Genomic DNA, 26,392 nt, shown 5'->3' with positions numbered 1-26,392 from the left:
CCGATCAGGCCAGTGCGTGCAGCAGCGCCGCGGTCAGCGCGGTCTGCCGGACCAGTCCGGGGACGAGCGCGTGCTCGTGCCGGGCGTGCGCCCCGGCGCCCAGCGCGCCGAGCCCGTCGAGCACCGGGAGCCCGCGCGCGGCGAGGAAGTTCGCGTCGCTCGCCCCGCCGACGGCGATCTCGGCCAGGTCGGTGCCGATCCCGGCGGCGGCTGTCCGGGCCAGCTCGTAGAGCCGGGCGGTGGCGGGTGTCCGCTCCATCACCGGGCGGTTCCATTCGCCCTCGACCCGCAGCGTGGCGTCCGGGTGGTGAGGACGCAGTCCGGCCAGGACGCCGTCGATCCGGGCGGTCTCGGCGTCACCGGAGACCCGGACGTCGATCTCGCACCAGGCGTGCCCGGCCGTCACGTTGGAGCGGGTGCCGCCGCCGACCACGCCGACGTTCACGCTGGTGCCGGCGTCGAGGTCGCGGGCCGCGTGCAGGGCCAGCACCGCGCGGGCCAGCTCGTCGACCGCGCTCGCCCCGGCCGTCGGGTCGAGTCCGGCGTGCGCCTCGACGCCGTCGACGTCGAGCCGGAACATCCCCACGCCCTTGCGCGCGGTCTTGACCTCCCCGTCGGGGCCGGCCGCCTCGAACACGAGACCGGCGCGGGCGCCGTCGGCGGCCCGCTCGATCACCGACCGGGACACCGGCGAGCCGATCTCCTCGTCGCCGGTGAGCAGCAGCCGCAGCGGGGGCAGCGCCAGCCCGGCGGCACGGGCGATCCGGACGGCCCACAGCGCCTGGACCAGGCCCGCCTTCATGTCGAACACACCCGGTCCGGTGATCCGGTCGTCGTGCACCGCGAACGGCATCGTGTCCAGCGTGCCGAGCGGCCACACCGTGTCGTAGTGCGCGAGCAGGAGCACCGGCTCCGCCGAGGTCCCGGCTGTGCCATCTATGCCATCTGTGCCGGCTGTGCCATCTGTGCCGGCGTACTCCAGCACCCGCACGTCCCCGTACCGCCCGCCGGGCACCAGCGTCGACGATGCGGCCGGGCCGAGCCGGTCGGCCACCAGCCCGTCCAGCCAGGACAGTCCCTTCTCCAGGGACGGCCGGTCGTCGCTCGGGGTCTCGATCTCGACGTAACCGCGCAGGTCCTCGATCATCACCGGCAGCGCGGCCTCTGCCGCCCCGGTCAGGCTCATGACTGCCCCTCCCGCTCGTCGGTGCCACGGTAGGCGCAGCGCACGACACCGGTGCTCCCGCTCCCGGTATGTGCCAGGATCGGGTGATGGCAGCAGGATCGAAGGTGCGCTGGAGCGAGCTGGGCACGGCAGGACGGATCGCGGTGGTGCTCGCGGCGGTGCTCCAGTTCGGACTGCTGGGTGCGGCGTGGGCCGACCTGGCGCGGCGGGCCCCGTCCGAGGTGAACGGTCCGCGCTGGGTGTGGGCGCTGGCGTCGCTGGTCAACTTCGCCGGCCCGATCACCTACTTCGCCCGCGGCCGCAGACGCTGACCGCCCCGCCGTCACCGGGCGGGCGGATCCTGCTCCACGAACCGCAGCGTCATCGCCAGGTAGTCACGCAGCGACACGGTCGCCGACGCCCGCCGGTACCGGCTCCAGATCGCGTTCGCGGCGGCCGGACTCAGTGCACGCGAGTGCGCGACCGTCGCGCGGGCCTCCGCGTCGGCGATGTCGCGGCCGGCCAGCGTCGCGAACGCGGCGACCAGCTCGGCTGCCCGGTCGTCGTCCATACGCCCAGCAGACCACGGGCCACCGACAGTTACCGCCGTGCTACTCCAGCAACAGGAACGCGATCGCCGCGACACCGATCACGATGATCACCCCGCGCAGTACCGCGGGGGGTAGCCGCCTGCCCACCTTCGCCCCCAGCAGGCCGCCGACGATCGAGCTAGCCGCGATGATCCCCACCACGGCCCAGTCGACCGGCGCCACCACCGCGTAGATCACGCCCGCGACCAGGTTCACCACCGCGGTGAGGGTGTTCTTGAACGCGTTCAGCCGTTGCAGCGGGTCGGACACCAGCAACCCGAGCAGCCCGACCAGCATGATCCCCTGTGCCGCGGTGAAGTAGCCGCCGTAGATCGCGACCGCGAAGACCGCCAGGTACACCAGCGGTCCGGACACCCGCGACGGCGTGGCGCGTTCCTTGAGCCGCCGGGCGAGCAGCGGTTGCACCGCCACCAGCAGCACCGACAGCCCCACCAGAACCGGCACGATCGTCTCGAACGCGTCCGGCGGCAGGGACAACAGCAGCGCGGCACCGACGATCGCACCCAGGAACGACGCCACCGCGTAACCGGCGAGCCTGCGGCCGTGCCCGGTCAGCTCCTTGCGGTATCCGACGGCGCCGGTGATCGTCCCGGAGATCAGCCCGATCGCGTTCGACGTCGTCGCCGTCACCGGTGGGTAGCCGAGCGCGACCAGCACCGGGAAGGTCACCAGCGTCCCCGAGCCGACGACGGTGTTGATCAACCCCGCCCACAGCCCGGCCAGCGCGATGACCGCGACCTCCCACCCTTGCACGCCGAACACTCTAGGTGCCGGCCGACGACGACCCGGCGGGCCCGGCGGGATCACGTTGCGTATGCCTTACCCCACATGCGTAGAGCCACTCACGCACTGCGTGTCATGATCCACACGTGCCGGTGACCACCTCGGAGGACCCCCGCTGGGCCGCCCCTTCCCGGCCCCCGGGCCGCGTCCTCGACCGGGACGGGATCGTCGCCACCGCACTGGGGATCGCCGACGCCGAGGGCCTCGACGCCGTCTCCATGCCCCGGCTGGCCCGGGAGCTGGGTTCCGCACCGATGTCGCTGTACCGGCACGTGCCCGGCAAGGACGCGCTGGTCGATCTGGTCCTGGAGTCCGCGCTCGGCGAACCGCCGGACCTGTCCGGCTGCCCGGTGCGGCTCGGGCTGGAGATCTGGGCGACCGCGCTGCGCGACGTGCTCGACGAGCACCCGTGGGCGGTCCGGCTGATGGCCGGGCCACGGCAGGCCGGGCCGGCGGAGTGCGGCTGGGCGGAGGCGTTGCTCGCCCACGTCGTCGGAGCGGGACACCCGCTGGGGACGGCGGTCGAGGTGCTGCACCTGGTGCACGGCTACGTCCGAGGGGCGGCCGCGCTGTCCGGCGACCGGCTGCCGACCGTCGCGGACCTGGAGCGCTCCGGGCGCGCGGCAGAGCTGCCGGTACTGGCCCGGTTGCTGGGCGGCGCAGTGGTCCGTGGGCCGGGCGGTGGGGAGCCGCTGTTCGAGAGCGGCCTGCGACGGGTGCTCGACGCCGCGCTCTAACCCCCGTGGACGGTCGCCCGGCGTCCGGCGAGGAAGCGCCGCTCCACCGGGTTCGTGGTGAGCGCCAGCGCCGCGTCGTAGGCCGCCACCGCCTCCACGGTGCGGCCGAGACGGCGCAGCAGGTCGGCCCTGGCCGCGGGCAGGTACGGGTAGCGGGCGAGCGCCGGATCGTCGGCGAGCGCGTCCAGGTCGGCGAGCACCGCACCGAGATCGGACCCCGGTACCCGGCTGCGTGCGGCCGCCCGGTTGAGCGCGACCACCGGCGACGGCGCCACCCCCATCAGCGCGTCGTACATCGTCACGATCAGCGCCCGATCGGTCCGCTCCGGTGACGTGGCCACGACGTGCAACCCGGCGACCGCTGCCTGTAGGGCGAACCGCCCGTGACCGGTGTCCGGGCCGGCACGCAGCGCGGCCGTCGCCAGTGTGAGGCCCTCGGCGATCATCCGGCGGTCCCAGCCCGACCGGTCCTGGTCGTCGAGCAGCACCAGCTCCCCACCGCCGTCGGTGCGGGCCCCGGCGCGCGCCTCGGTGAGCAGCAGCAACCCGAGCAGGGCCCGCGGCTCCGGCTCACCGGGCAGCAACCGGACCAGCATCCGAGCCAGCCCGAACGCCCGCCCGGTCAGATCCGCGCTGGTCAGACCCGGTCCGGAACCGACGTGCCCGGCCGTGTACAGCAGGTGCACCACGGTCAGCACGGCATCCAGGCGGGCCGGCAGCTCGTCCTCGGCCGGGATCCGGAAGGGGATCCGGGCGGATGCGATCTTGCGTTTGGCCCTGGTGATCCGCGCGGCGACGCCGGCCTCCCCGGTGAGCAGCACCGCGGCGATCGCGGCGGTGTCGACACCACAGAGCGGGCGCAGCGTCAGCGCCACCTGCGACTCCCGGGCGAGCGCCGGGTGGCAGCAGGTGAACACGAGTCGCAACGGGTCGGCGGGCTCCGTCGGTGCCTCCTGCCCGGCCTCCTGTGCGGCCCCCTTCCCGACAACGGGCTCGACCAGCAGCGGAAGCCTGCGGCGCAACGCGGTCTCCCGCCGCAGCCGGTCGAGCGCGATCCGGCGAGCCGTGGTCGTCAGCCAACCGGTGGGGTTGGCCGGGACACCGTCGGCCCAGGCACCCAGGGCGCGGACGAACGCGTCCTGGGTGCAGTCCTCGGCGAGATCGAGGTCGCGGGTCACCCGAGCCGTCGTGGCGACCACGACCGGCCACGCCGTCCGGTACGCCCGCTGCAGTGCCGCCTCCGGCACGGGCCCGCTCAGGGGGTCACCGGATCGTCGTCACCGATGTCGAGCACCGGCCGCACCTCGACGGTGCCGGCCGGGCAGATCGCGGCGAGCCGCAGCGCGACGTCGAGATCGGCGGCCTCGATCACGTAGAAGCCGCCGAGCGCCTCCTTGGTGTCGGCGAACGGGCCGTCGGTCACCATCGGCGCACCGTCGTCACCGCGCCGCACCGTGCTCGCCGTCGACGGCCGTTCCAGTGCCTCGCCGCCGACCACGCTCGCCCCGGCCGCACGCACCGCCTCCATGAAGTCGTGGTGCAGCCGCATCTCGTCGGCCATCCCCTGCTCGTCGACGTCGTCGTACCAGTCCTCGGAGTCGAACATCAGGAACATGTACCGGGCCATCATGGCTCCCCTCGGGTGTGCGGATCGGCCGGCCGGTCCGGCGCCGCCATCCTCCTGACGAACGGGCCGGACCGGGATCGACACCCATCTTCTCCTCCTGTGGTGTGATCCGGGTCTCAGTATGCGGTGACCCGGTCGACCGGGGCGCCGAGCTCCAGTCGCGGCCACCCGGCCAGGTCCCGTAGGAGCTGCCGGTCGTGCGTCGCGACGACGACCGCAGCATCCGTGTCGCGCAGCGCCCCGGTCAGTTCGTCCACCAGCGTCGCCGACAGGTGGTTGGTGGGCTCGTCGAGCAGGATCGCACCGGGCCGCCCGGCCAGCGCCAGGGCAAGGTCGAGACGACGACGCTGCCCCTGCGACATCCGCCCGACCGGGACCGCCGTCGCGTCGCGGTCGAGCAGGCCGAGCGACCCGAGCGGGACCGCCTCGGCGTCGGTGAGCAGGCCCCGGGCGACCAGCCGGCCCACGTGCCGGGCGTGCACCTCGTGGGCGGACAGCGCCGGGTCCCACGACGTCGTCTCCTGGGCGACCAGGGCGATCCGGGCACCGACGGCGGCCCACCGGTGCCCCCGGTCCGGTGCGAGGGCACCACCCAGCACGGCGAGCAGGGTGGACTTCCCGGCACCGTTGGGGCCGGTCACGAGCAGCCGGTCACCTCCGTCGACGACGAGATCGACCGGGCCGCCGAGCCGCCCGTCCACGGCGACCCCGTGCGCCCGCAGCAGCGGTGCCCCGCGCCGGCCGCCCAGGTCCGGCCAGCGCAACGACGGCGGCGGCACCGGGACGTCGATCCAGTGCGCGTCCAACGCGTCCTGCTGCCGGTTCAGTGCCTGGACGACGCCCGGCGCCCGGGACTGTCGCTGGTGCTTGCCGGTCCCCTTGTCCGGGCGCCAGCCGGTGCTGAGCCGGTCCCGGGCCCGGGACACGGCATCGGCGAGCCTGCGGTGCTCCGCCTGCTGCTCCTCGTGGTCCCGGACCCACCGCTCCCGTTCACGACGTCGGCCCTGCTGCCAGGCGTCGTAACCTCCGGCGTACAGCCGGGGAGTCCCGTCGCGGGTCGGGTCGAGATCGAGGAACCGGTCGGCGACGTCGCGCAGCAGGGCCCGGTCATGGCTGACGACGGCGAACCCGCCGGGGTGGGCGCGCAGCGTCGCGGTCAGGAAGTCGAGACCGGCCGCGTCGAGGTGGTTGGTGGGCTCGTCGAACAACAGGACGTCGTGCCGGGCGCCGAGCAGGCACGCCAACCGGACCCGGTAGCGCTGTCCGACGGAGAGCGTCGCCAGCTCACGGGCGCGGTCGGTGCAGGCACCGAGTGCCTCCAGCGCGACGTCGACCCGCCGCTCGGCGTCCCACGCGTCGAGACGGACGGCCGTGTCCAGCGCGGCTGCGTACCGGTCCGCCGCCCCGGCATCGGCTCCGGCGGGGCTCCCTGTGGCGGCTCCGACATCGGGTCCGACTCCGGCACCGGGTCCAGCGCCGGCGAGGTCCTGTGCCGCCGTGTCGAGCGCGCGCAGCGCCTGCTGTGGCGCCCGGAGCGCCTCCGAGGTCAGCGTGCCCACGGTCTCGCCCGAGCGGGCGGACAGCTCCTGCCGGGCGAGCCCGAGGGTCCCGGAGCGCTGCACGGTTCCCTCGTCGGGTGCGACAAGGCCGGCCAGGACGTGCAGCAGCGTCGTCTTGCCGCGCCCGTTCTCGCCGACGACGGCGATCCGGGACCGGGCGGACACGGTGACCGACACGCGGTGCAGGACGCGCCGCGACCCGCGGGTCACGGAGATCCCGTCGGCGCGGACGTGTGCGGCACCGGCGCCGCCGGCGAGATCGGCTGATTCGGGGTGGTGGTTCACGAAGTGCTCCGCAGCTCGCAGTGGAGCCGGGCAGCGTCAGGCGGCCACCCGGCGGGGAACCGGAACGGCGGACGCGATCAGGAGGGAAGCAGGGGCGCCGCCGTCAGCGGGCGGTGCGGACCTTCTGCGACCAGATACCTCGTGCCATGACACCGACGTTAGCAACGGACGGCTCCCCCGGCGAGCCGATTCTCGCGGCGCAGAAGTCCCGGCCCCGGCTGTCCCGGGTAGCCTCGCCCGGTGCGCTCACCATCGGATCCTCGCCGAGCGGAAGCGCTGCCGGACGGGTGCCGGAGCCACCTCGCCGCAGGTTTCGTCCGGGCGGTCGCGGACACGTTCCTGGTCGTCGACCGCTGTCATGCGGGTGCGATCACCGTGGGCAGGGACGGCACCCTCATCAGCAGCGTCGGCTGGGCCGACTCGATCCCGGCCCCCGCGGCGTGGCACCAGCCGTCCCGGCGGCTCCTGCATCTGGCTGACGACAGGTTCGCGGTGCACGACATCGGCCACACTGCCGCAGCAGTCCTGCACGTCGCCGGTGACGGCGTGCTTCGCTGTACCCGGACTCCGCTGCAGCAGTTGTCCTGGGCCGCCGAGCAGTACCTGCCGATGTGGCGGCCGCGAGCACCAGCCGATCCCGGGCCCGGCTGGCTGTTCGGCACCGACTCGCGCGGAACGAGGTGGAGCTGGTGGGCCGTGCATCCCGCGGTCGTCGCGCCGGTCCACGGGCCCGGTGCATCGGTGATCGCACACGCCGCGCTCGACGATCACACCGCCCTCGCCGCCTTGCAGCACACGGACAAGCGCCCGCTCCGGCTCGCTCCGTGGGTGTCGCTGCACCTGTTCGACACGAGGAGCGCGACGCCACACCGTGAGCTGGCAGCGATGCCGCTCCCAGCCGGCGCCGGCTGGCGCTCCCCCACCTACCGGGTCCCGGCGCAACGCGCCGCTGCGCTCCACGCCTACCTGCGGTTCACCCGCACCCAGAAGTCCGCCGTGGAACGCGCCGGCGGCACGGATGTGTGCATCCTGGTCGAGGGCGAGGGACCGGACACCGTGATCACACTCGAGTTCGACTCGCCGAGTCATCCGGGCATCCGGTTCAGACGCATCGACCGTCCCTTCGACGAGCTCGGCAACCGCGGCGGCGGGCTCGCCGACCTGAACGTCCTGTTCGAGGAGGACCTCGACAGTGGCCGCCTGCTCGATGAGATCGTCGCCCGCACCCCGGGACACGCCATCGTGGATGTGTGACGACCCCGGCGCCGAGGTGCAGGGGTTCTGCTTCGCAGTCTCGGATCAGAACGGCGGTGCATCGTCAACACCGTCGGTGGCCATGGTCATCGTCATGGTCGCGGTCGCCGGGGCGGCGGGTGGTGGTGCGGTGTCCCGGCCCCCGAGCTGGCAGTCCAACGCCAGCGCGAAGCCGACCGGCCGACCCGGATCCACCACCGCCACCGGATCCCCGCACAACAACCCGCACAGCTCAAGGGTCGCCCCGTGCGGACACGGATCGGCGGCCACCGCCTCCGGGCTGAGCAACGCACCGTCCACATCGACCATACGTTCGAGTCTACCCCTCATTGACGGCCGGTCTCCAGGAGAAATCCGCGGTGACGACACACGGGACGACTCCCGGCGGTCCTCATGGGACGGTGCCGTCGGGCGCGGGACGCGGGCGCCCCGGAGCGGGGCGGACCCGTGCGTCATCCGCGGCTCGACCCCGAACGGGCCACGTCCGGGCGCATGACGTCGGGTACGCGACGGCCGGGCGCCGACGCCGCGAGCACGCCGATGACGACCACCACGCCGGCGAGCAGTTCCGGCACCGAGGGCCGCTCGCCGAGCAGCACGATCGCCAGCCCCATGCCCACCACCGGCACCAGCAGCGAGTGCGGCGCCACCACCCCGGCCGGGTAGCGGCGCATCAGCACCGTCCAGATCCCGGATCCGACGACCGTCGCGACCACCGAGAGGTACAGCAGCGCAGCCAGGCCGGGCAGGCCGTCCCAGGAGAACACCGCCGCCGTCGCCACCCAGCCGGTCGTCGGACCCTCGACGACCGCGGACATCGCGAGCAACGGGACCGGCGGGACGACGCACATCCACAGTGTCAGGTGCAGCGGGTCGACGGCCGCTCCGTCGCGCTGGGCCAACCGGTTGCACAGGTTCCCGAGGGCCCAGCCGAGCGCGCCGAGCAGGGTGAGCGCCACCGGGAGCAGCGCCGCCGTCTGCGCCCGCAGCAGCGCGATGGTCGCCAGCCCGGCGACCGCGACGCCGATCCCGATCCACTGCCGCCGCCGGACCTGCTCGCGCAGCAGCAACGCACCGAGCACCAGGGTGAACGGCCCGGACGCCTGCAGGACCAGCGACGCCAGGCCGGCCGGCATCCCGGCGTACATGCCGAGGAACAGGAACAGGAACTGCAGGGTGCCGAAACCCAGCCCGTAGCCGACCAGCCAGCGCAGCGGCACCTGCGGTCGCGGGACCAGCAGCACCGCGGGCACGGCGAGCACGAGCATCCGCAGGCCGGCGAGGAAGACCGGCGGGAAGTGCTCGAGGCCGACGTGGATGGCGATGAAGTTCGCCCCCCACAGCACGGCGACGACGACGGCGAGGCCCCGGTCGCGGACGGTCATGCCCTCGACCCTCCGTCACCGAGGACCGTGCAGTCCAGCACGACAATCTGAATCCGGCTTGTAGCGTTGCTTCATGGATGTCCGACGCCTGCGGATCCTGCGCGAGCTCGCCGACCGGGGGTCGGTCACCGCGGTCGCCGCCGCGCTGAACTTCACCCCGTCCGCGGTCTCCCAGCAGCTCAAGGTGCTGTCCCGGGAGGCCGGCATCGCACTGACCGTCCCGGACGGGCGCGGGCTGCGGTTGACCGAGGCCGGTGAGGCCGTCGTGGCAGGCTCCGAGGACGTCCTCGCCGCGCTCGGGCGCCTCGACGAGACCCTGGCCGGGCTCCGTGAGCGGCCGCTCGGAACGGTCCGGGTCGCGCTGTTCCCCTCCGCAGCACGGCTGCTGCTGTCCGGCCTGCTCCGCCGTGCCGCAGCACACGACGGGCTGTCGCTGTCCTGCCGGGACCGCGACCTGCGACCGGAGGAGGTCCCGGCCGCCGCGGCCGAGGCCGACATCGTGGTGACCCACCACGACGAGCGTCTCGATCCCTTCACCGGCGGACGGCTCCAGGTCCGGCCGCTGCTGCGCGAACCGCTCGACGTCGCCCTCCCGACCCGCCATCCGCTCGCCGCCCGGGCCGAGGTCGGCCTGGACGACCTGGTCGACGAGGGCTGGATCGGGGTCGGCGTGGGCTGGCCGGTCGACGACGTGCTGCGCTCGCTCGCACTGGTCACCGGCACCAGGCCGCGGGTGGTGCAGCGGATCAACGACTTCTCCGTCACCGAGGAGTTGGTCGCCGCCGGGCACGGGGTGGCCCTGCTCCCCCGATACTCGACCGACCACCGCGACGGCGCCCGGCTCGCCCTGCGTCCGCTGGCCGGGGTGCGGGCCGCCCGCCTGGTGCACGCCGTCGCCCGGGCCGAGACCGTCGAGCGGCCGGCTGTACGCCTGGTGCTCGACGAGCTGGCCGCGGAGGCCGACGCGGTGCGCTTCCGGGCGGGCTGAGCCCGGCCCGGGCTCGTCGTCAGAGCAGCCGGGTCACCTTGTTCAGGCCGTTGTAGCGAACCGGGGAGATCCGCACCGAGGCACCCGAGTACGGTGCCTCGACCATCATCCCGTTGCCCAGGTACAGCGCGATGTGGTGGGTGCGGCCGTTGCGCGCCCAGGACAGCATGTCACCGCGGCGCATGTCCGAGATCGGGACGAGCCGTCCGGCGTTGGCCTGGTTGCCGCTGTAGCGCGGCAGGTTGATCCCGACCCCGGCGAACGCGTAGAGCATCAGCCCGGAGCAGTCGAAGCCGACCTTGCGGAAGTCACCGTGCGAGTCGGCGACGCCGCCGTCGCGGATGCCCCGGGTCGGCCCGCGCGAGTTGCCGCCGCCCCAGGCGTAGATGGTGCCGATCTGCGACGTCGCCCGGTCGATCACGGTCTCGATGGCCGACGAACCCGTGCGCGGCGCCGGTGGCGGAGCCGCGGACGGGCCGCGGTCCGGCGCGGTCGGCGCGCGGCGTGCCTCCTCCTGCGCGACACGCGCCCTGGCTTCGTCGCGGGCCCGTCGCTCGGCCTCGACGCGCAACCGCTCCTGCTCGGCCTGCCAGGCCAGGTACCGCTGGCGCTGTGCGCGCAGTCCGGCGTCGGCGTTCGCCGCCTCGTCCAGCCGGGCCTGCACCTCGGCACGCTCGGCGCGGACCGCGTCGAGCCTGCCCTGCTGTTCGTCCGCGGCGGCCGCGGCGGAGACGAGTGCCTGGTCGGCGGCGGCCGACGCCTCCTCCGCGGCAGCCCGGCGCCGGTCGGCCTCCTCCTGGGCGGCGCGGGCCAGCGAGTCGGCGTTGGCCTGTGCGATCCGGGCCTGCTGGAGCTGCTCCAGCACCGAGGCCTGGTCCTCGCTCAGCGCGTCGGTCAACCACGCCCGGTCCATCAGGTCCTGCGGGTCGGTCGCCCGGGACAACAGTCCGAGCGGACCGAGATCGAGTCCGTGGGTGTAGACGTCGCCGACGAAGGCGTCCAGCCGGGTCCGCGCGTCGTCGACGGCGCGACCGGCCTCCTCGGTCGCCGCCCTGGCCTCCAGCGCGCGGGCCGCGGCCGCGTCGGCCTCCCGGCCCGCGGCGTCGGCGGTGTCGCGCGCCTCCAGCGCCTCCTGGCCGCGCGCGGCGACCTCGATCTGCAGCTCGTCGAGCTGCGCGTCGAGCTCGGCCAGGCGCGCGGTGAGCCGCCCGACCTCGGCGGACCGCTCCTGCACGCCCTGCCTGCTGCGCTCGAGCTCGTCGTCGTCGGGGTTGGGCGGCGGGGGCTGCGCGGGCACGGTGCCGGCGGGGAGCGCACCGGTCGCGGGCACCACGGCCGCCGCACCGACGGCCGGGGTCGCCAGGAGCAGCGCGGTCAGCACCACCAGCACCCCGACCGCGAGCGGCATCCGGCGACGGGGCTCGCGGGCGGGCCGGAGCACCGACGGCTCGCGCGTCACGGTTCGTCCTCCCGGGGAGCGGGTGCCCGCGCCCGGCGGGGAGCGGTGGCGGTCGCCGGAAGCCTGCCACTCCTGTCACGCGAACACCGTGCGACACACCGGACACGGGCGTCCGGTCCGTCGGCCGGGGGACCCGCCGGCCGGGGGCCCCACCGACCGGAGGGACGGCGGCCACACCCACCTCGCACTGCTTATAGGACGCGCGTACTGTTTGGGGTAGCAGGGTCCACGCTGCCGCGGACGAGGCGGTGCGCGAGACTCGGAGACACGCCGGTGAGCCCCCGAGCTGCGAGCGGGCCGACGCTCACCGCACCGGACGCAGTACGCCCACCACCACGGGAGGACCACCAGTGGCCAGCACCGACAGCTTCGGCGCCAGAGGACAGCTCGACGTCGGGGGCACCGGCTACGAGATCTTCCGGCTCTCCGCGGTGGAGGGCTCGAAGCGCCTGCCGTTCAGCCTCAAGGTCCTGCTCGAGAACCTGCTCCGCACCGAGGACGGTGCGAACGTCACGGCGGACCACATCAACGCCCTGGCGAACTGGGACCCGCAGGCCGAGCCGGACACCGAGATCCAGTTCACCCCGGCCCGGGTGATCATGCAGGACTTCACCGGCGTCCCCTGCGTGGTCGACCTCGCCACGATGCGCGAGGCCGTGACCGAGATGGGCGGCGACCCGGCGAAGGTCAACCCGCTCGCCCCCGCCGAGCTGGTCATCGACCACTCGGTGATGATCGACTTCTTCGGGACCCCGGACGCCTTCGAGCGCAACATCGAGTTCGAGTACGGCCGCAACAAGGAGCGTTACCAGTTCCTGCGCTGGGGCCAGGGCGCCTTCGACGAGTTCAAGGTGGTCCCGCCCGGCACCGGCATCGTGCACCAGGTCAACATCGAGAACCTGGCCCGCGTGGTCATGCCCCGTAACGGCCAGGCCTACCCCGACACCCTGGTCGGCACCGACTCGCACACCACGATGGTCAACGGCCTCGGCGTGCTGGGCTGGGGCGTCGGTGGCATCGAGGCCGAGGCCGCGATGCTCGGCCAGCCGGTCTCGATGCTCATCCCCCAGGTCCTCGGCTTCAAGCTGACCGGTGAGATCCCGACCGGCGTGACCGCCACCGACGTGGTGCTGACGATCACCGAGATGCTGCGCCGCCAGGGCGTCGTCGGGAAGTTCGTCGAGTTCTACGGCGAGGGCGTCGGCTCGGTGCCGCTGGCCAACCGCGCCACCATCGGCAACATGAGCCCGGAGTTCGGCTCCACCGCGGCGATCTTCCCGATCGACGAGGAGACGGTCCGCTACCTGAAGCTGACCGGCCGCTCCGCCGAGCAGATCCAGCTGGTCGAGACCTACGCCAAGGAACAGGGCCTCTGGCACGACCCGGCGCACGAGCCGGTCTACTCCCAGACCCTCGAGCTGGACCTGTCGACGGTGGTCCCGTCGATCGCCGGCCCGAAGCGCCCACAGGACCGGATCGAGCTGTCCGCGGCGAAGCCGGCGTTCCGCAAGGCCGTTCAGGACTACACCGACGACGACGTCGCGGAGCTGACCGGCCTCGACGAGTCCGGCGCGGAGTCCTTCCCGGCCAGCGACGCGCCCGCACACACCTTCGCCGACGACGAACCGGCCCCGGTCGTCCAGTCGGCCGCGACGGGCTGCGAGGGCCGCCCCTCCAAGCCGGTCACGGTGCGGTCGGAGTCGCGCGGCGAGTTCGTGCTCGACCACGGCGCCGTGGTGATCGCCTCGATCACCTCCTGCACCAACACGTCCAACCCGAGCGTCATGCTCGGCGCCGCCCTGCTGGCGAAGAACGCGGTCGAGAAGGGGCTGTCGGTCAAGCCCTGGGTGAAGACGTCGATGGCGCCGGGCTCCCAGGTCGTCACCGACTACTACGAGAAGGCGGGCCTCTGGCCCTACCTCGACAAGCTCGGATACAACCTGGTCGGCTACGGCTGCACCACCTGCATCGGCAACTCCGGTCCGCTGCCGGAGGAGGTCTCGGCCGCCGTCAACGACAACGACCTGACCGTCGTCTCGGTGCTGTCGGGCAACCGGAACTTCGAGGGCCGGATCAACCCGGACGTCAAGATGAACTACCTGGCGTCCCCGCCGCTGGTCATCGCCTACGCGCTGGCCGGGACGATGGACTTCGACTTCGAGACCCAGCCCCTCGGCCAGGACTCCGAGGGCAACGACGTCTTCCTGCGCGACATCTGGCCCTCGACCGAGGACATCGCGCGCACCATCGACTCGTCGATCACCTCGGAGATGTTCACCAAGAGCTACTCCGACGTCTTCCGTGGTGACGACCGCTGGCGGGCGCTGCCCACGCCGGAGGGCAAGACCTTCGAGTGGGACGAGAAGTCCACCTACGTCCGCAAGCCCCCGTACTTCGAGGGCATGACCCGTGAGCCGCAGCCGGTCACCGACATCTCCGGCGCCCGGGTGCTCGCCCTGCTCGGTGACTCGGTGACGACCGACCACATCTCGCCGGCCGGTGCGATCAAGCCGGGCACCCCGGCCGCGGTGTACCTGGACGAGCACGGCGTCGAGCGCAAGGACTACAACTCCTTCGGTTCCCGGCGCGGCAACCACGAGGTGATGATCCGCGGCACGTTCGCGAACATCCGGCTGCGCAACCTGCTGCTGGACGCGATCGTCGACGGCGGCGTGAGCGGCGGTTACACCCGCGACTTCACGCAGGAGGACGGCCCGCAGGCCTTCATCTACGACGCCGCGCAGAACTACGCCGCCCAGGGCACCCCGCTGGTCGTGCTGGGTGGCAAGGAGTACGGCTCGGGCTCGTCGCGGGACTGGGCTGCCAAGGGCACCGCGCTGCTGGGTGTCAAGGCGGTCATCGTGGAGTCCTTCGAGCGGATCCACCGGTCGAACCTGATCGGCATGGGCGTCGTCCCGCTGCAGTTCCCCGAGGGCGAGTCGGCGTCGAGCCTCGGGCTGGACGGTACCGAGACCTTCGACATCGCCGGGATCACCGAGCTGAACGAGGGCAGGACCCCGAAGACGGTGCACGTGACGGCGACCAAGGAGTCGGGCGAGACCGTCGAGTTCGACGCGAAGGTCCGGATCGACACCCCTGGTGAGGCGGACTACTACCGCAACGGAGGCATCCTCCAGTACGTCCTGCGGGGCATGCTGAAGAGCTGACGCGCACGACCACCACCGCGGAGCCCGTCGTCCCACCCGGGGCGGCGGGCTCCGTGCATCCGGTAGCGCTACGGATCCGGACGATCCGTCGACGGAGCACCCTTCCGGACATGTCCACCTCTCTCCCGGGTCCGTGGTCGTACCTCCTCGACGAGGCCCGCGCCTACCCTTCGCCGCACAACTCCCAGCCGATCGCCGTCCGGGTACGCGACGCCGGCCGTGCCGAGCTCTTCTACGACCTGGAACGCGGTCTGCCCGCGGAGAACTTCGGGAAGCCGTTCGGCAACGTCTGCGCAGGCGTCTACCTGGAATCCCTCGCCACGGTCGCCGCCGGGCACGGTTGGTCGGTGTCCGCCGACCTCAGGTACGAGGACCTGGACTTCGGTGCCACCGCGCGGCACCAGCCGCTGGGCACCGTGTCGCTGGAGCCGTCCGAGATCACCCCGCAGGCGCAGGCCGGGCTGGCCGCGTTCCGCCGCCGCCGGACGTCCCGGCGGCCCTACCGGAACCTGCCGGTCGATCCGGCGGTGCTGAGCGAGGTCGGCGCGATCGCCGCGGCGGCCGGGCACGAGTTCGGCCGCACCGACCGGCGGGAGCTGGTGGACCGCATCGTCCGGATCAACCAGGAGACGCTGTTCGACGACCTGCGCAACGACGCCGTGCACGCCGAGATCATGGCCTGGATCCGCACCTCGGACCGAGCCGCCGAGGCCACCCGCGACGGACTGTCCGCCCGGACGCTCCTGCTGCCCGGCCCGCTGCTCGGCTTCGCGCTGCGGCACCGCGGGATGTGGGACCTGCCGCTGGCCGGGCCGCTGTTGCGGCGGATCTACCTGAACACCATGCGCGGGGTCCGCGAGCTGGGCTGGCTCACCGGGCCGTTCGGCTCGGCCGCCGAGCACGTCACCGCCGGCCGGGTCTTCCTCCGGGCCTGGCTGGCCTTCACCCGGGCCGGTGTGCACCTGCACCCGTTCGGCACGGTGATCACCAACCCGCGCTCGCACGTCGCCTTCACCGAAGCGGCCGGGGTGACCGAGGACGCGGGCCGGACGGCCTGGATGCTCTTCCGCTACGGGCACAGCGCCGCGCCACCGGAGGCACTGCGCCGCGCGCTGCCGGAGATGCTGCTCGACCGGGACGGAGTCACGTCGTGGGGCCGCTGACCTGGCTGCAGGAGTCCGTCGTCGACCTGCTGGCCCGGCGGCCGGGCACGCACCGGTTGCTGCTGGCACCCGGTTTCGAGCGGCTGCGCGCACGACTCGGTGTCCGTCGCGCGCACCGCACCTTCGAACGCAGCGCCCGGCTCGTCCCCGCCTACCGCAGCTTCCTGGCCGCGCACGGTGCGCCGCGACGGTTGCCGCGGGACCCACGGCGGGCGGCCGAGGCGTTCGCGGCGCTGCCGGTGATGGACAAGGACAACTACATCCGGCCCTACTCCATCGCGGACCGCTGTGTGCGCGGCCGGATCCCGCGTCGCGGGGTCGTCGTCGACGAGTCGTCGGGTTCGTCGGGGGTGCCGACGAGCTGGGTGCGCGGCCCGGTCGAGCGGCGCGCCTCCCGGGAGCTGCTGCGGGTCGGTTTCCTGCGCACCGCCGCCGGCCTGCGCAAGCCGCCGTTCGTCATCAACGCCTTCTCCCTCGGTGCGTGGGCGACCGGGATGAACGTCTCCGCGGCGCTGACCGGCGTCACCGTCGTCAAGTCGGTCGGACCGGACCCGGACAAGATCATCAACACGATGCGCGAGTTCGGCCGGGACTTCACCTACGTGATCACCGGCTACCCACCGTTCCTGAAGGGACTCCTCGACGACGACCGGCTCGACTGGGCGGCCTACGACATCGTCTGCGCGTTCGGCGGGGAAGGCATCAGCGAGGGCATGCGGGACCGGATCCTGCGCGCCGCGCACTCGGTGATCGGCGCCTACGGGGCCAGCGACCTGGAGATCTCGATCGCCACCGAGACCGAGTTCACGATCGCGCTGCGCCGGGCGATCGCCGCCGACCCGGAGCTGTCGGCCGAGCTGACCCGCCGTGACGACTACGGCGTGCTCCCGAACATCTTCCAGTTCAACCCCTACGCCTACCTGATCGAGACGAGTGACGACGGCGAGCTGCTGATCACCCTGACCCGACCGCAGAACCTCAGCCCGCGGATCCGCTACAACATCCACGACCGCGGCCACGTGCTGGCGATGCGCGAGTTGTTGCCGGTACTGCGCCGGCACGCACGCCGCCACCCCGGACTGCACGCCGTGCTCGACGCCCGGCTGCTCGACCTGCCGCTGCTGTTCCAGTACGGCCGCAGCGACTCCTCGGTGGACTTCAACGGCGCGGTGGTTCCACCGGACGGGTTGCGCGACGCCGTCAGCGCCGATCCGGAGTTGCTGGAGGCCGTCGAGAACCATCGGCTGGTGTCCTACGAGGACGACGCGGGCGACCGCAGGCTGCACCTGGCCCTGCAGCTCGCACCGGGCCGCGCGGTCGCCGACCCGGCCGGCGCCGCCCGCCGGCTCCTGCGCACCCTGCGCCGGTCCAACGCCGACCTGCACAACGCGGTCCGCACCTGCGCCGCCGGGACCGAGCCGACGGTCGGGTTCTACCCGCACCGGACCGGCGTGTTCGCCGACGACGGCACGACCCTGAAGAACCGCTACGTCCGGTTCCTCGACGCCGAAGGGGCCCGCACGGCCGGCATCGACGTCCAGTTCACCGCCGACCGCGCCGGCTGAGTCACCCCGGCCGGCCGCCTAGCTCACGGGAGATCCGCCGCGCGGCGTCGGCAGCGGCCCGGCCGTGCTCGTCGAAGACCTCCTCGCTCATCCGGACGGTCGGCCCGGACACCGACAACGCCCCGGCCGGGCGGCCGTCCGGGCCGAGGATCGCCGCCCCGACGGCGGCGATCCCCTCGCTGAGGCCCTCGGGGTTGACCGACCAGCCGCGGGCCCGGATCTCGGCGAGCCGGGCCCGCAGGGTGTCGGCGTCGGTGATCGTCCATCGCGTGCTCGGTTCCAGCGGTCCACCCGCCAGGTAGTCCTCCACCACGGTGCCGGCGGACACCGCGAGGTAGGCCTGCCCCGTGGCCGAGGCGTGCAGCGGGATCCGGTGCCCGAGCGGAAGGAAGGCGCGCAGCCGGTGTGCGGTGTCGAGCCGCTCGACCAGCACCAGCTCGCGGCCGTCGGGAGCGGCCAGGTGGACGGTCTCCCCGGTCGCCAGCTGCAGCTCGTGCAGTACCGGAAGCGCGCGTTCGCGCAGCTCACCGGTATCGCGGGCCTGGTTGCCGACGGCGAAGGCACGGTAGGTCAGCGACCAGCGCGACGTCTCGTCGGCCCGGCACCAACCCACCTCGGCCAGTGTCAGCAGGGTGCGTTGCACGGTGCTCTTGGGCAGGCCCACCCCTCGGGCCAGCTCGGACAACCCGACCGGCTGGCGCTCCCCCACCGCCTCCAGCACCCGGATCGCCGAGACCACGCTGTTCGTCGCCGCCACCCCTTGACCCCCTCGAACAAGCGACATACCGTCCCGCCGAACGGTCCACAGAGCAGACCACTGTGCCACTAGGTGGACCGGTCGACAAGGCTACCAATGGAGGTAACCCATGGCGGTGCAGATCATCGCGCTGCTGACGTTCGTGGCGGTGTTCGTCATCGCGGAGATCCGGCGCTCCCACATCGGCATCGTCATGTTCGCCGCCGCGACCGGGATCGGCCTGCTCGTCGCCGGACTGGCGCTCGAGGACATCGTCGCCGGCTTCCCGATCGACATCCTGATCCTGCTGGTCGGGGTGACGTACTTCTTCGGGATCGCGAAGGCCAACGGCACCATCGGCCGGCTCGTCGATCGTGCGCTGATCCTCGTCGGAAGCAACACGGCCGCACTTCCGCTCACGTTCTTCCTGCTCACCGCCGCGGTCTCGGCGATGGGCTCGCCCCTGGGCGGCCTGGTCATGGCGCCGATCGGGATGTCCGTCGCGCACCGGCGCGCGATCGACCCCATGCTGATGGGCCTGGCGATCGGTACCGGCCTCTCCGCCGGAGCGTTCGCACCGACATCGCTGTTCGGCATCGTCACCTGGGGCACCGCCAACGCGGCCGGGATCGAGCTGAACCCGCTGACGCTGCTCGCGGTGGCCGTCGTCGTGAACCTCGTGCTGTTGGCCGCCGCATACCTGCTGTTCGGCTCGCGGCGCCGCGCCCGTACCGCCGTCACGACCGGGGGCGGCACCTTCGAGGGGAGCGACACCGGGACCGAACCGGGTCGGCCCGCACGCGAACCGTTCGAGACCGTCCACCTGGTCACGGTCGTCGCGATGCTCGGCCTGGTCGCGGCCGTCGTGGTGCTCGCCGTCCTGGGCAACGACCCGGACATCGGTGTCCTCGCCTTCGCCTTCGGCGCCGCGCTCACCCTGATCGCCCCGGACGACGGACGCCGGGCGCTCAAGGAGATCGACTGGTCGACCGTGCTGCTGGTCGGCGGCATCATCACCTACGTCGGGGTGCTGCAGGAGATGGGGGCGGTCGACCTGCTCGGCGACCTCGCCGCGATGATGACGGTCCCGCTGATCGCCGCGCTGGTCATCTGCGCGGTGGGCGGGCTGGTCTCGGCGTTCGCCTCCACCACCGGCATCCTCGCCGCGCTCGTCCCGCTGGCCATCCCGCTGATCGAACAGGGGGGCGTCGCGGGCTGGGCACTGATCTGCGCGCTCGGCGTCTGCTCGTCCATCGTGGACGTGTCGCCGTTCTCCACGGTGGGTGCGACCCTGGTCGCGACCACGGTCGACCCCGACCAGCGGCCGCGGATGACCGCCCTGCTCACCCGCTGGGGCCTGTCCATGGTCGTGATCGGCCCGGTCGCGCTGGTCGGCACACTCGTACTTCCCGCGATGGCCTTCCAGTAGCACCCGGCACCATCCAGACACGTACCCGTCACACCGCACCCCACCGGAGAGATCGTTGCTGCTCACCTCGCTCACCGCCGCCCAGGACCTCGAGCGCGCCGTCACCGTCGGTGAGGAGTCGCTGTCCCGGTCCGAGCTGGTCGACCGGGCCGGCCGGTTCGCCGCGGGCATCCCGGACGGCGGCCCGGTCGCGGTGCACGCGACGGCCTCCACCGACACCGTCGTCGCGATCACCGGTTGCCTGCTCGCCGGGGTGCCGGTCGTGCCGGTGCCGCCGGACTCCGGCCCGGCCGAGCGCCGCCACGTCCTGCGCGACTCGGGGGCGACCGCATGGTCGGGTGAGCGGCCCGCGGAGGTCGAGCTCCCGGTCGTCGTCCCGGGCAGCGCGCCCGCGTCGCCGAGGGAGGTCGATCCGGAAGCGACCGCGATGCTGCTCTACACCTCCGGGACGACCGGCGCACCGAAGGGCGTGCAGCTGTCCGGCCGGGCGATCGCCTCCGGGCTGGACGGCCTGGCCGAGGTGTGGGACTGGACGCCGGACGACACCGTCGCGCACGGCTTGCCGCTGTTCCACGTGCACGGGCTGATCCTCGGGGTGCTCGGCTCGCTGCGGCTGGGTTCCCGGGTGGTGCACACGGTGAAGCCGCAACCCGCCCGGTACGCCGCCGCGAACGCCTCGATGTACTTCGGCGTCCCCACCGTGTGGAACCGGATCGTCGAGGACCCGGCGTCGGCCCGGGCGCTCGGCGGGGCCCGGTTGCTGGTGTCGGGCAGCGCGCCGCTGCCCGCGTCGCTGTTCGAGCGGATCGCCGGGCTGACCGGGCAGGCACCGGTGGAGCGCTACGGCATGACCGAGACCATGATCACGCTGAGCGCGCACGCCTCCGGTGAGCGCCGGGCCGGCTGGGTGGGGCTGCCCGTCCCCGGTGCGCAGACCCGGCTGCGGCCCGCCGACGACGAGGCGGGCGAGGCCGTCCCGGACGACGGCGAGACCGTCGGCCGCCTGGAGGTCCGCGGGCCGATGCTGTTCTCCGGTTACCTGAACCGTCCCGACGCGAACGCCGAGACCCGCACCGCCGACGGCTGGTTCCGCACCGGTGATCTCGCCGTGCGCGACCCGGGCGGGTTCCACCGGATCGTCGGCCGGGAGTCCACCGACCTGATCAAGTCCGGCGGCTACCGGATCGGCTCCGGCGAGATCGAGGCGGTGCTGATGGACCACCCGGCCGTCAGCGAGTGCGCGGTCGTCGGGGCCGCCGATCCCGATCTGGGGCAGAAGATCGTCGCCTACGTCGTGGGCGAGGGCCCCGGTCAGGCGCTGATCGACCACGTCGCGTCCCAGCTGTCCTGGCACAAGCGTCCGCGCGAGGTGGTGTTCGTCGAGGCGCTGCCGCGCAACCCGATGGGCAAGGTGCAGAAGAAGCTGCTCGGCGGCTGAGATGTGGTGGCGACCCGGCTGCGCGGGAGATCTCGGGTGCTGCGGAACTGCTGCGCCGCCGGCGGCGGCTGCTAGGGTCGAGGGCGCGCCCCCGATGGGCCCAGCCGGAAGGAGCACCACCCCCGCCGACGCCACGCGTCGGCCACCCGCACGGGCCCGCGGGCGCAGCGTTCCTTCGCGTCTCCCCGTGGTGCCCGCACCCACCTCGTGAGGAGACCCATGCCCTGCACGTTCAACCACACCATCGTCGCCGCCCGGGACCGAGCGGAGTCGGCGGCCTTCTTCCGTCGCGTGTTCGAGGCGGCGGACGCCCCGTCCTGGGGGCCGTTCACCAACCTCTCCCTGGACGGCGGCGTCCTCATCCAGTTCGCCGACCTGCCGGTCGACGCGTTCCCGCAGATCCAGCCGCAGCACTACGCGTTCCTGGTCGACGACGCTCTGTTCGACCGGGCGTACGCGCGGCTGGTCGCCGACGGCGTCGAGCACTGGGCCGATCCGCAGATGCAGCGGCCCGGTGAGATCAACGACGGCCACGGCGGCCGCGGGGTCTACTTCCGCGACCCGGCCGGCCACTTCCTGGAGATGATCACCCGGCCCTATCTGTGAGGCTTCGACCATGATCCGCGTCCTGGGAGTGTGGCGTGCTCCCCCACGCACCGGCACTCCCCAGACGTGGATCATGGTCCGGCCCCTCAGCGGCGGCCCTGCTTCGCCTGCTGCACCAGCTCGTAGACCTGCCCGCGCAGCTCGGCGAACCGGGACGACCCCCGGGTGCTCAGCTGGTCGCGCTCGGCGGGCAGGTCGACCGGCACGTCGGCCAGCACCACGGTCGGCGCGTGCGACAGCACCAGCACCCGCTGGCCGAGGTAGACCGCCTCGTCGATGTCGTGGGTCACGAACAGCACCGTGACGCCGAGCCGCGTCCAGAGATCGCGGACCAGGTCCTCCAGCTCGGCCCTGGTCTGCGCGTCGACCGCCGCGAACGGCTCGTCCATGATCAGCAGCCGCGGCTCGTAGGCGATCGCGCGGGCGATCGCGACCCGCTGCTGCATGCCACCGGACAACTCGTAGGGGTGCTTCTCCCCTGCCTCCCCCAGCCCGACGGCGTCGAGGGAGGTGTCGACGAGCCGGATCCGCTCGGCCTTCGGCAGCCCCTTCTCGCGGAGCGGCAGGTCCACGTTCTGCCGGACGGTCAGCCAGGGGAACAGGCTGCGCCCGTACTCCTGGAACACCACGGCCATCCCGGGCGGCGGCTCGGTCACCGGTGCCCCCTCCAGCCGGACGTCACCGGCAGTGGCGCCGAGCAGCCCGGCGATGCACTTGAGCAGCGTCGTCTTCCCCGCACCGGAGGGGCCGACGATGCAGAGCAGCTCCCCCGGCGCGATGTCGAAGGTCAGGTCGCGGATCGCCTCGGTCTCCCGGCCGGACCCGTAGTAGATCTTGCGCAGACCGTCGACGGCCAGGATCGGCTCGGTGGTCGTCGCAGCGGGGGTCATCGAGGTCATGGGTCAGCCCTTCCGGTCGGCCCGGCGTGCCCCGTCGTACCACGCGAGCGCACGGGACTCGACGAGACGGAAGATCATCGACAGCAGCACCCCGATCAGGCCGAGCAGGATGATCCCGCTCCACATCTCGGGGATCGCGAACTGCCGCTGGAACTGGACGATGGTGAAGCCGAGGCCGTTGCTGGCCGCGAACATCTCGGAGATGACCATCAAGATGATGGCGATGGACAGCGACTGCCGCGCACCGGCCGCGATCTGCGGGCTCGCCGCGGGCAGGATCAGCCGCCGCAACCGGGTCAGCGGGCGCAGCCGGTAGACCCGGGCCGTGTCGCGCTGCACCTCGTCCACCCCGCGCACGCCCTCGACGGTGTTGAGCAGCACCGGCCACAGCGCCCCGGACACGATGACGACGACCTTCATCCCGTCGCCGATGCCGGCGAACAGGATGATGATCGGCACCAGGATCGGCGGGGGCAGGGCGCGGAAGAACTCCAGTGCCGGTTCGAGCAGCAGCCGCAGCCGCCGGAAGGACCCGATCGCGATCCCGGCGCCGATGCCGAGGACCAGGGCCAGCGCGTAGCCCACGAGGAGCCGTCCCAGACTGGGCAGCACGTCCTGGGCGAAGCGGCCGTCGAACCAGGTGCCGGGGAACGCGGCCAGGATGGACTGCAGCGAGGGCCAGTAGAAGTTGCTGCTGCCCGCCGTCGCGACCCACCAGATCGCGACCAGGACGAGCGGGAGCCCCAGCACCCGCAGTGTGGAACGCAGTGCGCCGGTCATCGGGCCACCTCCCGGCGGACGGACGGGTGCCAGCGCAGCGCGCGCCGCTCGACGAACCGGGCACCGAGATTCACCAGTACCCCCAGCGCACCGGTGACCAGCACCAGCGCGTACATGACCTCGACGGCGCCGGAGCTCTGGGCGACCGCGATCTCCCGGCCGAGCCCGGGCGAACCGATGATCAGCTCGCCGGTGACCTCCAGGATCAGGGCCACCGCCGCCGCCAGCCGGAAGCCGGTCATGACGTAGGGCAGCGCGGTCGGCCAGACGACGGTGCGGACCCTGGTCCAGGGCCGGAACCGGTAGGACCGCGCCGTCTCGCGCGCGACCGGGTCGACGTCGGCGACACCGTAGAGCACCTGGACCAGGACCTGCCAGAACGCGGCGTACACGACGAGGAGCAGGGTGGAGCGCATGTCGGTGCCGAACAGCAGCACCGCCAGCGGGATCAGCGCGACCGAGGGGATGGGGCGCAGGAACTCGATGGTCGAGCTCGTCACCGCACGCAACACCGGGGTCGTCCCGATCAGGATGCCGACCGCCGTCCCCGCGACGAGCGCGATGAGCAGGCCGGTCCCCCAGCCGAGCACGGTCGACCCGAGCGCGGACCAGAACCCCGGCTCGGCCGCCTGCCTCCCGAGCTCGGCCAGCATGACGCTGATCGGTGGCAGGTAGCGGGAGTCGACCAGCCCGCTGCGCGGGAGCAGCTCGGCGATCGCGACGAGGGCAGCGATCCCGACGACACCGAGCACCGGGTCGATCCGGGCGCCCCGGGGCCGCGGGGGTGCGGGCCCGGCCGTCCCGGTCACGGGCGCCGGGAGGCCGGTCGTCGAGCTGGTCACGACTGCGGGAGGACCATCGAGGCGGCGTCGAACGGCGCGTCGATGATCTGGAAGCGGTGCATCAGGTCCGCGATCCGTTGCACCTGACCGGTGTCGAGCTCGATCTCGAACCGCGGCATCTCGATCTGCTCGACGACCTCCGCGGGCACCTGGGTGTAGGTCGGCACCAGCTCGACCAACCGCTCCCGGTCGTCCTGCAGTTCACCGGCCGAGGCGGCCAGTGCCCGCCGGAAGCTCGCGAGGGCCTCCGGGTTCTCCTGCGCGTACTGCTCGGTGGTCAGCCAGCCCGCCACCGGCATGTCCGCGGACGCGCCGGAGAACAGCGGGAACAGCTCGCGAGCCCCACCGGCCAGCGCGCTCGCCCGGAACGGCTCGACCTGCCAGATCGCGTCGACGTCGCCGCGGTCGAGCGCGGCCTGCATCTCCGGCAGCGGCAGCTCGACGAACCGGATGCCCGCCGGGTCGACGCCGACCCCCTCGAGGTGGGTCTGCACACCGACGGTGCCGATGTTCTCCAGGTTGTTGACCGCGACCGACCCCCCGGCCAGGTCGGCGGCCTGCTGTATCGGGGAGTCCGGTGCGACCATGATCCCGTGGTCGGTGCCGCCGATGTCGTTGCCCGCGACGAACCGCACCGGGAGTCCCTGCTGGGCGGCGAGGATCGCCGAGGTGTAGTTGCCGTAGGTGATGTCGTACTCCCCGGCCATCAGCGAGGGGATGGCCTGTGCTCCCCCGGCGGTCTGCAGGAGCTCGACCTGCATGCCCTCGGTCTCGAAGGCCCCGCTCTGCTCGGCGTGGACGACCGAGGCGGTGTGCACGAGCGGGAAGTAGCCGATCCGTACCGGGTCGTCGGCACCGCCCGTCCCGGAGCCACCGGAGCCACAGGCGGAGGCCGCGAGCGCGGCGGCCGCGGTGAGCGCGAGAGCGCCCAGACCACGGCGTGAGAGACGGCGTAGCACAGTCCTGTTCCCCTTTTCGACGTCGTCGTCGGGACGGCGTCGCAGGAGTGCACCGGCCGTCCGTGGTGGTGCCGGGGAGCATGGTCGACCCGTCGGACGGGTCGACACCTGACTTTCAATCAATGAGATTGCCGCTCGGTTGTCTCACGGAGCGGGTTCGGCGTGCGCACGCCGCAGGACGAGTCCGATCTCCATCGCGGCGGCGCGCAGCGCGGGAAGGAAACCGAACACACGGTCGTCGTTGGGCACGATCACCGAGAGCGCCGCGACCGGGGAGCCGTCGGTCTCGCGCACCGGTACGGCGAGACCGCAGGCGGGGTGCTCGACCCAGCCCGGCGAGGTGACGAAGCCGTTGCGACGTGCCCGCGCCAGCGCGGACCGCAACCGGTCCGGATCGCCGATCGTGGAGCGGGTATAGGTCGGCAGCGGCCTGCCCAGTGCCTCCTCCTGACGCTCCGGATCGGCGTGCGCGAGGAGCAGCACACCCGGGGCGGTCGCGGTGGCAGGCATCCGGCCGGCGACCCGCGAGAGGTTGACCACCGCACCGGGTGCGGAGAGCCGCTCCAGGAACAGGATGTCCATCCCCTCCAGCACGCTGAGCTGGGCGTGGTGGCCGACCAGGTTCGTCAGGTCCTTCAGGAACGGCAGCGCGACCTGGCGCAGGGTCAGCGTCGGCGACGCCCGCAGCCCCAGCTCCCACAGGCGCAGGCCGATCTGCACGGTCCGCCCCGGCCCGCGGGCGAGCAGACCGTGCCCGGTCAGCTCGGCCACCAGCCGCGACGTCGTCGAGATGTGCAGCCCGGCCCGGCGGGAGATCTCCGAGACGCTCAGCGTCGTCTCACCCGGCGCGAAGGCCTCGAAGATCCGGACGGCGCGGGCGAGCACCGACTCCCCCGTCGGAGTGCGTGACACGGCGCGAGTCTGACACGGGCACTCCCGTCGAATGAAACTTCGC

At 72.9% G+C, this 26,392-nt stretch carries 25 protein-coding genes; 10 read left to right on the top strand and 15 right to left on the bottom strand.

Annotated features, from left to right (window positions below; all coding sequences use genetic code 11):
• Positions 1-4: 4 nt before the first annotated feature.
• A complete protein-coding gene (locus AB0J24_RS00835) occupies positions 5-1,186 on the bottom strand; it encodes a M20/M25/M40 family metallo-hydrolase (protein ID WP_358673345.1) in 1,182 nt (393 codons plus the stop codon).
• 86 nt (positions 1,187-1,272) lie between these two features.
• Here AB0J24_RS00835 and AB0J24_RS00830 point away from each other — a divergent pair, with 86 nt between their 5' ends.
• Entirely contained in the window at positions 1,273-1,497 is a 225-nt protein-coding gene (locus AB0J24_RS00830; protein ID WP_358673343.1) for a PLDc N-terminal domain-containing protein, read from the top strand.
• Between the two features lie 11 nt (positions 1,498-1,508).
• Here AB0J24_RS00830 and AB0J24_RS00825 read toward each other — a convergent pair whose 3' ends face one another.
• Positions 1,509-1,736 (bottom strand): hypothetical protein, encoded by a 228-nt coding sequence (locus tag AB0J24_RS00825; RefSeq protein ID WP_358673340.1) that lies wholly within the window; start codon positions 1,734-1,736, stop codon positions 1,509-1,511.
• A gap of 40 nt (positions 1,737-1,776) precedes the next feature.
• The gene (locus AB0J24_RS00820) at positions 1,777-2,529 is read right to left on the bottom strand and encodes a sulfite exporter TauE/SafE family protein (protein ID WP_358673337.1); all 753 of its coding nucleotides are present in this window, start codon (positions 2,527-2,529) and stop codon (positions 1,777-1,779) included.
• A 116-nt stretch (positions 2,530-2,645) separates the two neighbouring features.
• On the opposite strand from AB0J24_RS00820, the gene AB0J24_RS00815 reads away from it, so the two are divergent.
• On the top strand, positions 2,646-3,296 hold the full coding sequence (locus AB0J24_RS00815; protein ID WP_358673334.1) for a TetR/AcrR family transcriptional regulator: 651 nt from the start codon (positions 2,646-2,648) through the stop codon (positions 3,294-3,296).
• Here AB0J24_RS00815 and AB0J24_RS00810 read toward each other — a convergent pair.
• The 3 genes from AB0J24_RS00810 to AB0J24_RS00800 form a co-directional block, all read right to left on the bottom strand.
• Positions 3,293-4,543, bottom strand: coding sequence for a DUF6596 domain-containing protein (locus AB0J24_RS00810; protein WP_358673331.1), 1,251 nt, complete (start codon positions 4,541-4,543; stop codon positions 3,293-3,295). The two genes, AB0J24_RS00815 and AB0J24_RS00810, sit on opposite strands and share 4 nt — an antisense overlap.
• Positions 4,544-4,551: 8 nt before the next feature.
• The gene (locus AB0J24_RS00805; RefSeq protein ID WP_358673328.1) at positions 4,552-4,923 is read right to left on the bottom strand and encodes a YciI family protein; all 372 of its coding nucleotides are present in this window, start codon (positions 4,921-4,923) and stop codon (positions 4,552-4,554) included.
• Positions 4,924-5,039: 116 nt separating this feature from the next.
• A complete protein-coding gene (locus AB0J24_RS00800) occupies positions 5,040-6,767 on the bottom strand; it encodes an ATP-binding cassette domain-containing protein (protein WP_358673325.1) in 1,728 nt (575 codons plus the stop codon).
• A gap of 240 nt (positions 6,768-7,007) precedes the next feature.
• Between AB0J24_RS00800 and AB0J24_RS00795 the strand changes: the two genes are divergently transcribed.
• Complete coding sequence (locus tag AB0J24_RS00795; protein WP_358673322.1) at positions 7,008-8,021, top strand: hypothetical protein; 1,014 nt, start codon at positions 7,008-7,010, stop codon at positions 8,019-8,021.
• A gap of 45 nt (positions 8,022-8,066) precedes the next feature.
• Here AB0J24_RS00795 and AB0J24_RS00790 read toward each other — a convergent pair whose 3' ends face one another.
• Positions 8,067-8,330: a hypothetical protein gene (locus AB0J24_RS00790; protein WP_358673319.1), complete on the bottom strand. Its 264-nt coding sequence runs from the start codon at positions 8,328-8,330 to the stop codon at positions 8,067-8,069.
• Positions 8,331-8,473: 143 nt separating this feature from the next.
• Entirely contained in the window at positions 8,474-9,406 is a 933-nt protein-coding gene (locus AB0J24_RS00785; protein ID WP_358673316.1) for an EamA family transporter, read from the bottom strand.
• A gap of 73 nt (positions 9,407-9,479) precedes the next feature.
• Between AB0J24_RS00785 and AB0J24_RS00780 the strand changes: the two genes are divergently transcribed.
• A complete protein-coding gene (locus AB0J24_RS00780; RefSeq protein WP_358673313.1) occupies positions 9,480-10,394 on the top strand; it encodes a LysR family transcriptional regulator in 915 nt (304 codons plus the stop codon).
• Positions 10,395-10,413: 19 nt separating this feature from the next.
• Here AB0J24_RS00780 and AB0J24_RS00775 read toward each other — a convergent pair whose 3' ends face one another.
• Positions 10,414-11,853 carry an NlpC/P60 family protein gene (locus AB0J24_RS00775; RefSeq protein WP_358673310.1) on the bottom strand — a complete coding sequence of 480 codons (1,440 nt, stop codon included), beginning with the start codon at positions 11,851-11,853 and terminating at the stop codon, positions 10,414-10,416.
• Positions 11,854-12,203: 350 nt separating this feature from the next.
• Here AB0J24_RS00775 and acnA point away from each other — a divergent pair, with 350 nt between their 5' ends.
• The 3 genes from acnA to AB0J24_RS00760 all read left to right on the top strand — a co-directional run bounded on the left by acnA (position 12,204) and on the right by AB0J24_RS00760 (position 17,748).
• Positions 12,204-15,020: an aconitate hydratase AcnA gene (gene acnA, locus AB0J24_RS00770; RefSeq protein ID WP_358673307.1), complete on the top strand. Its 2,817-nt coding sequence runs from the start codon at positions 12,204-12,206 to the stop codon at positions 15,018-15,020.
• Positions 15,021-15,130: 110 nt separating this feature from the next.
• Positions 15,131-16,183, top strand: coding sequence for a hypothetical protein (locus AB0J24_RS00765; RefSeq protein ID WP_358673304.1), 1,053 nt, complete (start codon positions 15,131-15,133; stop codon positions 16,181-16,183).
• The gene (locus tag AB0J24_RS00760) at positions 16,171-17,748 is read left to right on the top strand and encodes a hypothetical protein (RefSeq protein WP_358673301.1); all 1,578 of its coding nucleotides are present in this window, start codon (positions 16,171-16,173) and stop codon (positions 17,746-17,748) included. Before AB0J24_RS00765 ends, AB0J24_RS00760 begins: the two co-directional genes overlap by 13 nt.
• A 1-nt stretch (position 17,749) precedes the next feature.
• On the opposite strand, the gene AB0J24_RS00755 is transcribed toward AB0J24_RS00760, so the two are convergent.
• Positions 17,750-18,505 carry an IclR family transcriptional regulator gene (locus AB0J24_RS00755; protein WP_358673298.1) on the bottom strand — a complete coding sequence of 252 codons (756 nt, stop codon included), beginning with the start codon at positions 18,503-18,505 and terminating at the stop codon, positions 17,750-17,752.
• 109 nt (positions 18,506-18,614) lie between these two features.
• On the opposite strand from AB0J24_RS00755, the gene AB0J24_RS00750 reads away from it, so the two are divergent.
• The 3 genes from AB0J24_RS00750 to AB0J24_RS00740 all read left to right on the top strand — a co-directional run bounded on the left by AB0J24_RS00750 (position 18,615) and on the right by AB0J24_RS00740 (position 21,957).
• Complete coding sequence (locus tag AB0J24_RS00750) at positions 18,615-19,913, top strand: SLC13 family permease (protein ID WP_358673295.1); 1,299 nt, start codon at positions 18,615-18,617, stop codon at positions 19,911-19,913.
• 55 nt (positions 19,914-19,968) lie between these two features.
• Positions 19,969-21,351, top strand: coding sequence for an acyl-CoA synthetase (locus AB0J24_RS00745; RefSeq protein WP_358673292.1), 1,383 nt, complete (start codon positions 19,969-19,971; stop codon positions 21,349-21,351).
• A gap of 219 nt (positions 21,352-21,570) precedes the next feature.
• Complete coding sequence (locus tag AB0J24_RS00740; protein WP_358673290.1) at positions 21,571-21,957, top strand: VOC family protein; 387 nt, start codon at positions 21,571-21,573, stop codon at positions 21,955-21,957.
• A gap of 86 nt (positions 21,958-22,043) precedes the next feature.
• Here the strand turns inward: AB0J24_RS00740 and AB0J24_RS00735 are convergent, their stop codons facing one another.
• From AB0J24_RS00735 to AB0J24_RS00715, 5 genes are all read right to left on the bottom strand, one after another.
• Positions 22,044-22,856 (bottom strand): ABC transporter ATP-binding protein, encoded by an 813-nt coding sequence (locus AB0J24_RS00735; protein ID WP_358673287.1) that lies wholly within the window; start codon positions 22,854-22,856, stop codon positions 22,044-22,046.
• Between the two features lie 3 nt (positions 22,857-22,859).
• Positions 22,860-23,636 (bottom strand): ABC transporter permease subunit, encoded by a 777-nt coding sequence (locus AB0J24_RS00730; protein WP_358673284.1) that lies wholly within the window; start codon positions 23,634-23,636, stop codon positions 22,860-22,862.
• Complete coding sequence (locus AB0J24_RS00725) at positions 23,633-24,478, bottom strand: ABC transporter permease (protein WP_358673281.1); 846 nt, start codon at positions 24,476-24,478, stop codon at positions 23,633-23,635. Before AB0J24_RS00725 ends, AB0J24_RS00730 begins: the two co-directional genes overlap by 4 nt.
• Positions 24,475-25,437 (bottom strand): ABC transporter substrate-binding protein, encoded by a 963-nt coding sequence (locus AB0J24_RS00720; RefSeq protein WP_358673278.1) that lies wholly within the window; start codon positions 25,435-25,437, stop codon positions 24,475-24,477. Before AB0J24_RS00720 ends, AB0J24_RS00725 begins: the two co-directional genes overlap by 4 nt.
• 144 nt (positions 25,438-25,581) lie before the next feature.
• Positions 25,582-26,349 (bottom strand): IclR family transcriptional regulator, encoded by a 768-nt coding sequence (locus tag AB0J24_RS00715; protein ID WP_358673275.1) that lies wholly within the window; start codon positions 26,347-26,349, stop codon positions 25,582-25,584.
• Positions 26,350-26,392 lie beyond the last annotated feature (43 nt).

Source organism: Pseudonocardia sp. NPDC049635 (assembly GCF_040659795.1).
GTDB lineage: Bacteria > Actinomycetota > Actinomycetes > Mycobacteriales > Pseudonocardiaceae > Pseudonocardia.
This window is presented reverse-complemented; position numbering and strand designations above follow the sequence as displayed.

Coding starts and splice junctions, on each gene's coding strand:
- AB0J24_RS00830 (WP_358673343.1), top strand. CDS start 1,273: ATGGCAGCAGGATCGAAGGTGCGCTGGAGCGAGCTGGGCACGGCAGGA.
- AB0J24_RS00790 (WP_358673319.1), bottom strand. CDS start 8,330: ATGGTCGATGTGGACGGTGCGTTGCTCAGCCCGGAGGCGGTGGCCGCC.
- AB0J24_RS00750 (WP_358673295.1), top strand. CDS start 18,615: ATGGCGGTGCAGATCATCGCGCTGCTGACGTTCGTGGCGGTGTTCGTC.
- AB0J24_RS00740 (WP_358673290.1), top strand. CDS start 21,571: ATGCCCTGCACGTTCAACCACACCATCGTCGCCGCCCGGGACCGAGCG.
- AB0J24_RS00765 (WP_358673304.1), top strand. CDS start 15,131: ATGTCCACCTCTCTCCCGGGTCCGTGGTCGTACCTCCTCGACGAGGCC.
- AB0J24_RS00835 (WP_358673345.1), bottom strand. CDS start 1,186: ATGAGCCTGACCGGGGCGGCAGAGGCCGCGCTGCCGGTGATGATCGAG.
- AB0J24_RS00735 (WP_358673287.1), bottom strand. CDS start 22,856: ATGACCTCGATGACCCCCGCTGCGACGACCACCGAGCCGATCCTGGCC.
- AB0J24_RS00825 (WP_358673340.1), bottom strand. CDS start 1,736: ATGGACGACGACCGGGCAGCCGAGCTGGTCGCCGCGTTCGCGACGCTG.
- AB0J24_RS00730 (WP_358673284.1), bottom strand. CDS start 23,636: ATGACCGGCGCACTGCGTTCCACACTGCGGGTGCTGGGGCTCCCGCTC.
- AB0J24_RS00805 (WP_358673328.1), bottom strand. CDS start 4,923: ATGGCCCGGTACATGTTCCTGATGTTCGACTCCGAGGACTGGTACGAC.
- AB0J24_RS00780 (WP_358673313.1), top strand. CDS start 9,480: ATGGATGTCCGACGCCTGCGGATCCTGCGCGAGCTCGCCGACCGGGGG.
- AB0J24_RS00785 (WP_358673316.1), bottom strand. CDS start 9,406: ATGACCGTCCGCGACCGGGGCCTCGCCGTCGTCGTCGCCGTGCTGTGG.